General features: G+C 66.8%; 8 protein-coding genes and 1 tRNA gene. 6 read left to right on the top strand and 3 right to left on the bottom strand.

Annotated features, from left to right (window positions below):
* The first annotated feature begins 181 nt into the window (after nucleotides 1–181).
* From QW868_RS07135 to QW868_RS07125, 3 genes are all read left to right on the top strand, one after another.
* Nucleotides 182–258, top strand: a tRNA-Arg gene (locus QW868_RS07135).
* A gap of 187 nt (nucleotides 259–445) precedes the next feature.
* Complete coding sequence (locus tag QW868_RS07130; protein ID WP_316230227.1) at nucleotides 446–1,138, top strand: flavin reductase family protein; 693 nt, start codon at nucleotides 446–448, stop codon at nucleotides 1,136–1,138.
* Between the two features lie 82 nt (nucleotides 1,139–1,220).
* Nucleotides 1,221–3,326 carry a tetratricopeptide repeat protein gene (locus QW868_RS07125; RefSeq protein ID WP_316230226.1) on the top strand — a complete coding sequence of 702 codons (2,106 nt, stop codon included), beginning with the start codon at nucleotides 1,221–1,223 and terminating at the stop codon, nucleotides 3,324–3,326.
* Nucleotides 3,327–3,364: 38 nt separating this feature from the next.
* On the opposite strand, the gene QW868_RS07120 is transcribed toward QW868_RS07125, so the two are convergent.
* Together QW868_RS07120 and QW868_RS07115 are read right to left on the bottom strand one after the other, a co-directional pair.
* The gene (locus tag QW868_RS07120; RefSeq protein WP_316230225.1) at nucleotides 3,365–3,832 is read right to left on the bottom strand and encodes a hypothetical protein; all 468 of its coding nucleotides are present in this window, start codon (nucleotides 3,830–3,832) and stop codon (nucleotides 3,365–3,367) included.
* Nucleotides 3,833–3,989: 157 nt separating this feature from the next.
* On the bottom strand, nucleotides 3,990–5,027 hold the full coding sequence (locus QW868_RS07115; RefSeq protein WP_316230224.1) for an LLM class flavin-dependent oxidoreductase: 1,038 nt from the start codon (nucleotides 5,025–5,027) through the stop codon (nucleotides 3,990–3,992).
* Between the two features lie 882 nt (nucleotides 5,028–5,909).
* Here QW868_RS07115 and QW868_RS07110 point away from each other — a divergent pair.
* A complete protein-coding gene (locus QW868_RS07110) occupies nucleotides 5,910–6,941 on the top strand; it encodes an alpha/beta fold hydrolase (RefSeq protein ID WP_316230223.1) in 1,032 nt (343 codons plus the stop codon).
* 14 nt (nucleotides 6,942–6,955) lie between these two features.
* Nucleotides 6,956–7,915: a fatty acid desaturase gene (locus QW868_RS07105; RefSeq protein WP_316230222.1), complete on the top strand. Its 960-nt coding sequence runs from the start codon at nucleotides 6,956–6,958 to the stop codon at nucleotides 7,913–7,915.
* Between the two features lie 129 nt (nucleotides 7,916–8,044).
* Here QW868_RS07105 and QW868_RS07100 read toward each other — a convergent pair whose 3' ends face one another.
* Nucleotides 8,045–10,105: an ATP-dependent helicase gene (locus QW868_RS07100; RefSeq protein ID WP_316230221.1), complete on the bottom strand. Its 2,061-nt coding sequence runs from the start codon at nucleotides 10,103–10,105 to the stop codon at nucleotides 8,045–8,047.
* A gap of 196 nt (nucleotides 10,106–10,301) precedes the next feature.
* Here QW868_RS07100 and QW868_RS07095 point away from each other — a divergent pair, with 196 nt between their 5' ends.
* Nucleotides 10,302–12,614, top strand: a complete 2,313-nt coding sequence (locus QW868_RS07095) for a Tex family protein (RefSeq protein ID WP_315773203.1) — start codon at nucleotides 10,302–10,304, stop codon at nucleotides 12,612–12,614.
* Nucleotides 12,615–12,666 lie beyond the last annotated feature (52 nt).

The raw sequence follows: 12,666 nt of genomic DNA, 5'->3' as shown, positions 1-12,666 counted from the left end.
GTAGGCGCCCCGCCTCAACCGGGATCACGCGGCCGCGTTCCCACCGTCTTCCCATCAACGGACCCGAGCGTCGTTGTGCCACGGCCGGCCGTCCGGTTCAGGCGACGACCGGAGAGGCTTCCGGTCGGTGGCCGGGTCTGCTATGGAGGCGGCGAAGCAGGTGCACTTCGGTGCAGGCTCCGGTCCCGTAGCTCAGCTGGATAGAGCGGCGGTTTCCTAAACCGTAGGTCGCATGTTCGAGTCATGCCGGGATCGCCAACTGCCGCAGCCTTGCGCGCGCAGACCTCTCCAGATCAAGCCCGGCGCACGCGTGATCCGGCCCGTTCGGGAATCGGGTGGAGCGCTTCGCTGCCATCGAGGAACTTCTCCGGGTGAGACGGCGGCCTGAGCCCCGTCCGTGCGGCGCGCAATCGCCGCCGAGATGCATCACCCTGGAGCGCTTTCCATGCATACGACCATCGAGCCGGGCATCCTTTATTTTGGGACGCCGGTCGTCCTCATCAGCACCGTCAATGAGGATGGCGGCTTCAATCTCGCGCCGATGTCGTCGGCATTCTGGCTCGGCTGGCGCTGCATGCTGGGCCTCGCCGCCGGATCGAAGACGCCGCAGAACATGCGCCGCACCGGCGAGTGCGTGCTGAACCTGCCGTCGGTCGATCTCGTCGCCGCCGTCGATCGCCTGGCGCAGACCACGGGATCGGACCCGGTGCCGGCGATGAAGCAGCGCAAAGGCTATCGCCACGTGTCCGACAAGTTCGCCGCCGCCGGGCTGACCGCAACGGCGTCGGAGACCGTTGCGGCTCCGCGCGTCGCCGAATGCGCGGTCCAGCTCGAAGCGCGCATCGAGTCGGTGCATGGCATCGCCGACGACGACGCGATCCTGAGGGGGCATATCCAGTGCTTCGAGGTGCGGGTGCAGCGGGTCCATGTCGACGAGGCCATCCTGATGGACGGCACGCGTGACCGCATCGACCCGGACAAATGGCGGCCGCTGATCATGAGCTTCCAGCAGTTCTATGGCCTGGGCGCGCGCCTTCACGAGTCGCGGCTGGGCACCATTCCGGAGGCGGCCTATCGCACGCCCGACGTCGAGCGCGCCCGCAAGGCGGCCATGCGGATGGAGGTGGCGGCAGGCTGAGCCGGCTCGGCCCCGAGCCTCGCCTGGAATCGCGCTGCCACACGTTCAACTCTGCATCCGAGTGCGAGAGGTTGAGGACATCATGGGGGCTGTTGCCGTCGAGCGGCTGCTGATCGAGGCGGCTGATCACTACAATGCCGGGCGTGCCGGTTCGGCCAAGGCCCTGTGCAGCGACATCCTCCAGGCGGTGCCGGATCATCTGCCGGCGCTGCATCTGTCCGCGATCCTCGCCTTCGCCGATGGCCGCATGGCAGACGGCGCGGAGCTGCTGGCGTGCGTGTTCGCACGCGATCCCAACCATGCGCCGGCCTATGTGACGCTCGGCGACGCGCTGGCGGTGAAAGGTGAGCGCGACGGCGCTGCCGACGCCTTTGCGCGCGCCGCAGCGTTGAGGCCGCACGATGCCGCCATCCACAGCAAGCTCGGCAGCGCGCTGCTGGAGCTCGCGCGCTTTACCGAGGCCGAAGCCGCCTATCGCCACGCGCTGGCGCTCGATCCGGCGCTGTTGCGCGCGCGCTGGAATCTCGCGCTCGCCTTCAACCGGCAGGGGCGGCTTGCCGAGGCGGAAGCGGCCTATCGCGCGCTGCTCGAGCGCGATCCGTCCTTTCCTGGCACATGGCGGGCGCTGGCCCATGTGCTCGCCGACCAGGCCAGATATGACGAGGCCGTGCCCGCTTATCTGCATGCGCTGGCGGCGCAGCCGGCCGATGCTGGCCTCCACCTCGCCCTCGGCGACGTGCTCTACAAGCAGCGCGCCTACGCTGACGCCGCGATCCATTACCGCCGCGCCGGCGATCTTGCGCCGGGCGATGCCAAGGCCGCGCGATTGCTGGGGCACGCGCTGCACGAGGCCGGCCGCCCGGCCGAGGCCGTCGAGGCCTATCGCCGCGCCGCGGCGCTCGATCCCACCGATGTGGTCGTGCTCAGCAATCTCGCCGCCTGCCTGTGCGGGACAGGCCAGCTCGACGCCGCCATCGCCGCCTGCGAGCACGCGCTGGCGCTGCAGCCCGATCACGCCCCGGCGCATACCAACCTCGGCATCATCCATGAGCTGCGCGGCGAGATCGATGATGCCGTCGCGGCGCATCGCCGCGCCGTCGCCGCCGATCCGGCCTATGCCAAGGGCTACGCCAATCTCGCGGTGGCGCTGCGTAATGCCGGCGACATCGACGCCGCGCTGGCGGCCTCGCATCACGCGATTTCGCTCGCGCCCGACAACGCGCTCGCGCGCTACAATCACGCGCATTTCCTGCTGATGTGCGGCGACCTCGTGAACGGCTTTGCCGAGCATCGCTGGGGCCGCGACTGTCCGGATCTCTCCGCGGGCATGCCGCGTTTCGGCGCGCCGGAATGGCAGGGTGAGCCGCTTGAGGGACGCACGTTGCTGCTGTTCGCCGAATACGGCATCGGTGATGCGCTGCAATTCGTGCGCTATGTGGATCGCGTCAAGACGATGGGCGGCAATATCGTGCTGCAGGTGCAACCGGCGATCGCGCCGCTGCTGCGCTGTCTGGAGGGCGTGACGGTGGTGCCGCGCGGCGCGCCGCTGCCGCCATTCGACCTGCAGGCGCCGCTGATGGATCTGCCGCGCATCTTCGGCACCACGCTGGAGACGATCCCGGCCGAGGTGCCTTATCTTGCGGCCGATCCGATCAAGGTGGCCGCGTGGCGCAACGTGCTCGGGCGCGCGCCGTCGTTGAAGGTCGGCGTGGTCTGGGCCGGCAATCCCAGGCACAAGGGCGACCGTCAGCGCTCGCTCACCGCGCAGGCGGTGCTGCCGCGGCTGGTGATGCCGGGCGTGCAGCTCTATTCCTTGCAGAAGGAGCCGCGGCCGGACGATGCGCCCGCGCTCGCCGAGCTTGGCACCGACGTCATCGATCTCGCGCCGCTGCTGAGCGACTTCGCCGAGACCGCGGCCGCCGTTGCCGCGCTCGACCTCGTCATCTCCGTCGACACGTCGGTGGCGCATCTCGCCGGCGCGCTCGGCCGCCCGGTCTGGGTGCTCTTGCCCTATGCGCTCGACTGGCGCTGGCTGCGCGACCGCGCCGACACCCCGTGGTATCCGACCATGCGGCTGTTCCGCCAGGACAAGCCGATGGCTTGGGACGGTGTGCTGGCGCGGACGGCCGGGGAGCTTGCGCGGCTGGCGGCAGCTGAGCGCGGGCCGTTGTTGCCCGGGCAGCTATGAGGCGGTGAGCGACGTCGAAGGCTTACAGGGCCTGACGCTTATCGCATGGCCATGCGTGCGAGACCGGTCTGATCCGAGCGCGTGGACGGAAACGACAATCGCCACAAGCTGAAGAGCATCGGGAGTTGGAAAACGAAGCTGATCGCCGCAGCGCCCGCCAGCACCTCGAAACGTTGCGCCTCGATCAGAGCCTTGGCGCTGGGGACGACGTGGACCAGGCCGTCGGCGACGTAGACAAGCGCAACGATCCGCCAGATGTTGGCGGAGAGCCAGCCCATACTGAAGGCGTGATCGAACAGCGCGATCAATCCGCCGAGCGCGAGCGTCGAGCTCACCATGTGAGACGGCGTATCGTAGAAGCCGGACTCCAAGGCGGCCTGAACGAACCAGAGTCCGTAAACCACCGCGATGATCTTCAGCAACATCAGTTCGTCCCCAGGCTTGCAAGCTTGTCGTCCGTCTCCGGGCAGCCGATCGGATTGCTCCCCCTTGATCGGAGCAGGCACGCGCGACGTCGAGCTTACGATGCGTGTCACGAAGGCTCTATTAATCGGCTCGCTTGGATTGTCCTGAACGAGCCGTTTTGGTCGCGCCTTTGATCCAGGTCCCGTGATGCAAGAGCCAGGCGCGGTTGCGGACATGGTGAAGGACCGCGTAGGCAGCCTACTGCTCCCCCAGCAACTCCCGCACCCTCGGCACCACCACCCGCCCATACAGCTCGATGCTCCGCATCAGTTTCGCATGCGGCAGCGGACCGGCTGAGTATTTCAGCTGAAACCGCGACAGGCCGAGCGCCTTGATCGTCGCGGCGATCTTCTGCGCCACGGTCTCCGGCGAGCCGACATAGAGCGAGCCGCGATCGGCCTCCTGGACGAACTCGTCGCGGCCCATCGGCGGCCAGCCGCGCTCGCGGCCGATGCGGTCGCGCATGGTCTTGTAGTCCGGCCACAGCTCCTCGCGCGCCACTTCGTCGGTGTCGGCGACATAGCCCGGCGAATGCACGCCGATCGGCTTCGTCTCGCGGCCGAACTGCTTGAGCGCGCGAAGGTACAGCTCGACATAGGGCGCGAACCGTTTCGGGTCGCCGCCGATAATCGCGAGCATCAGCGGCAGCTCGTAATGCGCGGCGCGCACTACGGACTCGGGACTGCCGCCGACGCCGATCCAGGCCTTCAGCCGCCCATGTTCGACGGGCGGATAGACCAGTTGATCCCTCAGCGGCGGGCGCAACTGGCCCTGCCAGGTCAGCGGCTGCTGCGGTAGCAGGCTGACGAACAGATCGAGCTTCTCCTCGAACAGCGCCTCGTAGTCCTTGAGATCGAAGCCGAACAGCGGGAAGGACTCGGTGAACGAGCCGCGGCCGAGGATGACCTCGGCGCGGCCGTTCGACACCGCGTCGAGCGTCGAGAAGCGCTGGAACACGCGGATCGGGTCATCCGAGCTCAGCACCGTCACCGCCGAGCCGAGCTTGATCTTCGTGGTGCGCGCCGCGATCGCCGCCAACGCCACCTCCGGCGCCGAGATCGCGAAATCGCCGCGATGGTGCTCGCCGAGCCCGATGAAATCGAGCCCGAGCTGGTCGGCCAGCACCGCCTCCTCGACGACGTCGCGGATCACCTGGGCATGGGCGGCCATCGCGCCCTCCGCGTTGCGGGTGACGTCGCCGAACGTGTCCAGGCCGAATTCGATTGCTGTGCTCATGTCTCATTCCGTTGCGTCGGGCCGTCATACGGCCTCTGCTCGTCAGCTGGAAGGGGCGTAGCCGGATTGCAAGCGGCTGACGCGAAACACAAGGTTTCGATAAGCTCTTCGTGTCCACCGTCATTCCGGGGCAATCGTCGGCACGCAGGCGCAAGGCGCCTGCGTGTTGGCGATTGAACCCGGAATCTCGAACTGAGGAAAGCAATGTCGAGATTCCGGGTTCAAGGCCTGCGGCCTTGCCCCGGAATGACCGGGGCTCAACTGGTCTGGATTGAGACACCTTCGGCGCCCGAATATTTTTCTTTCGTTTTTACCGAAAGTGTGCTCTACTGCGTCCATCCTGCCTCATCGATGAGGGGCGTACGCGCGGTCGTCACGAGACGCGAGGCAGGGATGCGGTGGCCGTAGCCGGTCGCAGCGCGGTGTCGCGCCGACGAACGATCCGTTGCGGACAGTCAAGCCGCGTGGTCCTGGCCTCCCGATGCTGAGGTCAAGCCGGATGATGGTGCGGAAGCGCATCACGCCGACGATGGGGGCAATACAGCCGGTCCCCAGGGAGAGCGCGAAGCAGCTGTTAAGACCATCGTGCAGGGAAGGCCGGGATGTCCCAGCCGAACCTGTGGTTCCTGCCGCCTGCATTTTTTTCGCAGGCGGGCCATGGGGGCGGCGAGCTCCCGGTCTTCCCTGCGCCCTCACGTTTCAGAGGGCACGCGATCCGGACAAAGCTCGGGCTTGAGAGGCCGCGGGAATGCGAACCCATGGCCTCGGCTGATGCGATTGCTGCCCGCGCCTCTTGCGCGGTCATGCCATGCCAAAAAATGGGCGTGTGAGCCGGTGACGCATCACGTAGGCTCAAGGCACCTCTCACCCGGACACACGCGCATGACGACAGGCGGCGACTATCAGATCTTCGAGGCGGGCGACGTCGTGTTGCAGTCGGGCGTGACGTTCCCGTCGCTGCGGCTTGCCTACAAGACCTATGGCACGCTGAACGCGGCCAAGGACAACGTCATCCTCTATCCGACCTCGTTCGGCGCCCAGCACGTCGACACCGAGTGGCTGATCGCACCCGGCGGCGCGCTCGATCCGAGCAGCTACTTCATCATCATTCCCAACCTGTTCGGCAATGGCCTGTCGTCGTCGCCCTCGAATACGCGCGAGCTGTTCGGCGACGCGCCGTTCCCGTCCATCAGCTATCACGATGCGGTCGCGGTGCAGCGGCGGCTCGTGGAGGAGCAGTTCGGGATCGGCCGGATCGCGCTGGTCTATGGCTGGTCGATGGGCGGCATGCAGGCCTATCACTGGGCCGCCTGTCATCCGGACATGGTGGAGCGTGCGGCGGTGGTGTGCGGCAGCGCGCGCTGCTCGCCCTACAATCACCTGTTTCTCGATGCGGTGAAGGCGGCGCTGATGGCCGATCCCGCGTTTCGCAACGGCCGCTTTGCCGAGAAGCCGATGGCCGGCCTGCGCGCGATGGGGCGCATCTATGCGGGCTGGGCGATGTCCTACGAGTTCTACCGCGACGAGGTCTGGCGCGAGCAGGGCTTTGGCTCGCAGGAGGACTATCTCGCCGCCACCTGGGACTTAGCCTTCGCGCATCGCGACGCGAACAACCTGCTGACTCAGATCGCGATCTGGCAGGGCGGCGACATCAGCAATTGCGCGGCGTTCGGCGGCGATCTCGACCGAGCGCTCGGCGCGATCACCGCCCGCATGTTGCTGATGCCGGGCCAGACCGACCGCTACTTCGATTGGCGCGACAACGAGCGAGAACTTCCCAAGCTCGTGAACGCCCGCTCCGCGGCGCTGCGGCCGATCCCCTCGATCCACGGCCACCGCGCGGGCAATCCGATCCGCATCCCGGCGGACCGCGATTTCATCAACGCCAACGTCTCCGCCCTTCTCCAGAGCTGACACCCGAGTTCGACATGACCGACGTGCCCACCGACGAATTCGCGCCCCGTCCGAAGCTGCTGACACCGCCGGTGCTGCAGCAGCTCTGCACGCGCTCCAACCTGCAGGGCGCGCTACGCACGCTCAGCCATTACGGCGCGATCATCGGCGTGGGTGCGCTGATCGGAGCGATCGCATCGACGCATGGTGTGCTGTGGGCGCTGCCCTTGCTGCCGGTGCAGGGCGTGCTCATCGCGTTCCTGTTCATGGCGGTGCACGAGACCGCGCACAAGACCGCCTTCGACAGCCGCAGGCTCAACCTCGCGGTCGGCTATCTCTCCGGCTTCCTGATCGGACTGCCTTATGAATATTACTGCCTGTTCCATTGGGAGCATCACCGCCACACCCAGGATCCCCTGCGCGATCCGGAGCTGATCGTCGGCCCCAAGCCGCGTTCGGAGACGCAGCTCGCGATTGCCTATTCCGGCCTGGTCCAGATGGCCGGCCGGCTGCGACTGCTGCTGCAACATGCGATCACCGGCGAGGTGACGGTGCCATGGGTGCCTGCCGGCCGCCGCGCCACCATCGTACGCGAGGCGCGCGCCTATGCCGCCGGCTACGCGCTGCTGCTGCTCGGCTCGCTCGCGCTGCACAGCGCGCTGTTGCTGTGGGTCTGGGTGCTGCCGCTGCTGCTGGGGCAATTGGTGTTGCGACCCTATCTCTACGCCGAGCACACCGGCTGCGACCATACCAGGAGCGCCTTCCAGAACACCCGCACCACCTTCACCATGCGCGCCGTGCACTGGCTCGCCTGGAACATGCCCTATCACGTCGAGCACCACGCCTATCCCGCGGTGCCGTTCCACGCGCTGCCGAAGCTGCATGCGATCGTCGATGGCGAGATCAAGTATCGCGGCGAGGGCTACATTGCGGTGACGCGGCAGACCTGGGCGTGGTTTCGGGCGCAGTGGAAGGAGAGGAAAGCCGAGACGTGATGAAATTAGATCCTGCGGCGAGCGCGGTGCTTACCTCGCCCCGCTTGCGCGGCGAGAGATCCGGCCAAACGACGCAAACTGCGCAAGCAGCAAGGGCCCAGTTCGTAGCAGGGAGGGCGAAGGATCCGCTCACCGCCAGCGCTCGCGCATGCGGGCACCGAGGTCGATGCGCGGACCCTGGCTCGCATACGCCGCGCCGGGCTGCGCCCGCGGCCAGCTGGTGCGTTCGAACAGCGGCACCAGCGCTTCCGGAATGAACCGCGTGCGTGAGGCATAGACATGACGATCGCCGCGCACCGGCTGGCCATGGACGAAGAAGCGCTGCGGCACCAGCAGATGCAGGTCGTCCTTGGCGCGGGTCATGGCGACGTAGAGCAGCCGGCGCTCCTCTTCCAGCTCGGCGCTCGTGCCGGCGCCGAGATCGGAGGGCATGCAGCCGTCGACGACGTTGAGGATGTGCACGGAATTCCACTCCATGCCCTTGGCGGAATGGATGGTGGAGAGGATCAGATAGTCCTCGTCGAGCAAAGGCACGCCGGACTGGTCGGAGGTGGCGTCGGGCGGGTCGAGCGTCAGCTCGGTGAGGAAACGCTCGCGCGATGGATAGCCGCTCGCGATCTGCTCGAGCTGCAGCAGGTCGGCGGTTCGCACCTCCGCATCTTCATGAACGCGCTCGAGATGCGGCTGATACCAGTGCCTGACGCGCTCGATATCCCCAGGCCAATCCGAGACGCGCAGCTGCTCCAGCGTGCGCACGAACGCGGTCCAGTCATCGCCGGCGCGCGCCGGCGCGGGCTGCTCGCACAACCGTGCGATCGGATCGGCGCTCTCGCCGATGGCATCGAGCAGGCGCTGCGCCGACGCGGGTCCGATGCCGGGGATCAGATGCAGCACGCGGAAGCCGGCGATGCGGTCGCGCGGATTCGCGACGAAGCGCAAGCAGGCCAGCACGTCCTTGACATGGGCGGCATCGAGGAACTTCAACCCGCCGAACTTCACGAACGGGATGTTGCGGCGCGTGAGCTCGAATTCCAACGGCCCGCTGTGCGACGACGTTCGGAACAGGACGGCCTGCTGCTTGAGCACGATGCCTTCCTCGCGCTTCGCCAGCACCTGCTCGACGATGTAGCGCGCCTGGTCGGTCTCGTCGCTGATCGTCACGAGCTGCGGTTTGCGCGAGCTCGTGCGGTCGGTCCACAAATTCTTGGTGAAGCGCTCGCGCGCCAGCCCGATCACGCCATTGGCGGCGGTGAGGATCGGCTGCGTCGAACGGTAGTTGCGGTCGAGCGTGATGATGTCGGCGCGCGGGCTGAACTGATCGGGAAAATCCAGGATGTTGCGCACGGTGGCGGCGCGGAAGGCGTAGATCGACTGCGCGTCGTCGCCGACCACCGTCAGTCCCGCGCCGTCGGGCTTCAAGCCGAGCAGGATCTGCGACTGCAGCCGGTTGGTGTCCTGATATTCGTCGACCAGCACGTGGTCGAAGCGATCGCCGATCTCGCGCGCGATGGTTTCGTCCGCCATCATCTGCGCCCAGTAGAGCAGCAAATCGTCGTAGTCGAGCACGGCGTTGGCCTGCTTGGCTTCGACGTAGGCCGCGAACAGGCCCTTCAGCTCGCCGACCCATTCCGCGCACCATGGAAAGTGCCGCACCAGCGCTTCCTCCAGCGGCATGTCGGCGTTGACGCAGCGCGAGTAGATCGCAAGGCAGGTGCCTTTGGTCGGAAAGCGCCGCTGCGTGTTGGACAAGCCGCGCTCGTGCCGCACCAGATTCATCAGGTCGGCGGAATCCTCGCGATCATGGATCGTGAACACAGGGTCGAGGCCGACACGCTCAGCGTAGTCGCGCAGCATCCGCGCGCCGAGGCCATGAAACGTGCCGGCCCAGGTGAGCGCGGCCGTGATCGGCTCGGCCTTGCCGCCCAGCACCTTGCGGGCGATACGCTCGACCCTGCGGCTCATCTCGCTCGCCGCGCGGCGCGAGAACGTCATCAACAGGATACGGCGCGGATCGGCACCATTGACGAGCAGATGTGCGACGCGATGCGCGAGCGTGTTGGTCTTGCCCGATCCCGCGCCGGCAATGATCAGCAGCGGCGGGCCCGGTGCTGCCAGCGCACCGCCATGCTCGACGGCGCGGCGCTGCTCCGGATTGAGATCGTCGAGATATGTCGCAGCCGTGGCCTGCACGAATCGTCCCTCAGCCTGCAAGAATCAGTGATTTGCGCCTCATGTGCAACGCGATGGCCCGGTCGCGGCAGCGTTTTACATGATTCGCAACCGGTCTTTTTTGTCACGGTTGCCCACAGAGCGTCCGCCAGCCGCTTGCGCTGGCGCGCGTGCACTCCTATCCAATCAGCCCCGTCACGAATCTCGGAAGAACACCGTGTCGAATTTTGCCTCCATCATCGCCGCTGAGCTCGCCGTCAGGGATGCCCAGGTCCAGGCCGCGATCGACCTGCTCGATGGCGGCGCGACCGTGCCGTTCATCGCGCGCTATCGCAAGGAGGCGACCGGCATGCTGGACGACACGCAGCTGCGCACGCTGGAGGAACGACTGCGATATCTGCGCGAGATGGATGCACGGCGCACCGCGATCATCGAGAGCATCAAGGCACAGGGCAAGATGACGCCGGAGATCGAGCTGGCGCTGGCGACCGCCGACACCAAGGCCCGGCTCGAGGACATCTATCTGCCGTTCAAGGAGAAGCGCCGCACCAAGGCGCAGATCGCCAAGGAGGCCGGACTCGAGCCGCTCGCCGACATGCTCATCGGCGATCCGATGAAGGCTCCGGAAGTCGAGGCCAAGGCGTTCATCAAGAAGGACGGCGACAATCCGGTCAAGGACGTCAAGGCGGCGCTGGAAGGCGCACGCGCGATCCTGGTCGAGCGCTTCGCCGAGCACGCCGATCTCGTCGGCTCGTTGCGTGAGGAGATGTGGACCCGCGGCGCCGTGAAGGCGACGGTGCGGCACGGCAAGAAGACCGAGGGGGCGAAATTCGCCGATTACTTCGACTTCTCCGAGCCGTTCACCAAGCTGCCGTCGCACCGCATCCTGGCGATGCTGCGCGGCGAGAAGGAAGAGGTGCTGCAGCTCGATTTCGGCGATGGCGAGCCGGAGGATTCGAAGGACCCGTCGCTGTATGAGAACCGCATCGCGGTGACCTTCGGCATCTCGCGGCAAGGCCGCCCGGCCGATCAGTTCCTGTCCGACTCCGTGCGCTGGGCCTGGCGCACCCGCATCAAGACCTCGCTGGCGCTCGATATCCGCATGCGGCTGTGGCAGGAGGCGGAGAAGGAGGCGGTGCGCGTGTTCGCGGCGAACCTGCGTGATCTGCTGCTCGCTGCTCCCGCTGGCGGCCGCGCCACGCTCGGGCTCGATCCCGGCTTCCGCACCGGCGTCAAGGTCGCGGTGATCGACCGCACCGGCAAGTTCGTCGACCACGCCACGATCTATCCGCACGAGCCGCAGCGGCAGTGGAACGAGAGCATGCTGACGCTCGCGCAGCTCTGCATCAAGCATCGCATCGAGCTGGTCGCGATCGGCAACGGCACGGCGTCGCGTGAAACGGAGAAGCTGGTCAACGATTTGATGAAGCTGAAGCCGGATCTCAAGCTGACCAAGGCGATCGTGTCGGAAGCCGGCGCGTCGGTCTATTCGGCCTCGGAGTTCGCCGCGAAGGAATTCCCCAATCTCGACGTGTCGATCCGCGGCGCCGTTTCGATCGCGCGCCGCCTGCAGGATCCGCTCGGCGAGCTCGTCAAGGTACCGCCGGCCTCGATCGGCGTCGGCCAGTATCAACACGACCTCAATCAGTATGAGCTGGCACGCGCGCTCGATGCCACCGTCGAGGACTGCGTGAACGCCGTCGGCGTCGACCTCAACACCGCCTCGGCGCCGCTGCTCGCACGCGTGTCGGGCATCGGGGAGAGCCTCGCACAGAACATCGTCGCGCACCGTGACAGCAACGGCCCGTTCCCGAGCCGCGACAAGCTGAAGGAAGTGCCGCGGCTCGGACCGAAGGCGTTCGAGCAATGCGCCGGCTTCCTGCGCATCCGCGACGGCGACAATCCGCTCGACGCCTCCGGCGTGCATCCGGAATCCTATCCGATCGTGAAGAAGATCCTCGAGGCGACCAAGAGCGACATCAAGGCGCTGATTGGTGAGACCAAGGTGCTGAAGGCGTTGAGCCCGACGAAGTTCGCCGACGAGCGCTTCGGCGTGCCGACGGTCACCGACATCATCAAGGAGCTGGAGAAGCCCGGCCGCGATCCGCGTCCGGAGTTCAAGACGGCCACCTTCCAGGAGGGCGTCGAGAAGATCACCCATCTCAAGCCCGGCATGATCCTGGAGGCGACTATCACCAACGTCGCGGCGTTCGGCGCCTTCGCCGATATCGGCGTGCACCAGGACGGCCTGATCCACATCTCGGCGATGTCCGAGAAGCGCATCAATGATCCGCGCGAGGTGGTGAAGCCGGGGCAGGTCGTGAAGGTGAAGGTGCTCGACGTCGACGTGCCGCGCAACCGCATCTCGCTGACGCTTCGGCTGTCCGATCCGCTGCCGGCGAAGGGCGAGAAGCGGACCAGCGCACGGCCGCCGGCGGCCCGCATGACCACGCGTGAGGAGAAGTCGTCGGGCGGCGGCGCGCTTGCGGCGGCGATGGCCAAGGCGGCGGAGCGGCGCAAGGGCGCCTGAGGCGGATGGCGATGTGCGCCGCGGAGGGCATGTCCCCTCTGCGGCGTCATGT

The organism is Bradyrhizobium sp. SZCCHNR1051 (assembly GCF_032489615.1).
GTDB lineage: Bacteria > Pseudomonadota > Alphaproteobacteria > Rhizobiales > Xanthobacteraceae > Bradyrhizobium.
This window is presented reverse-complemented; position numbering and strand designations above follow the sequence as displayed.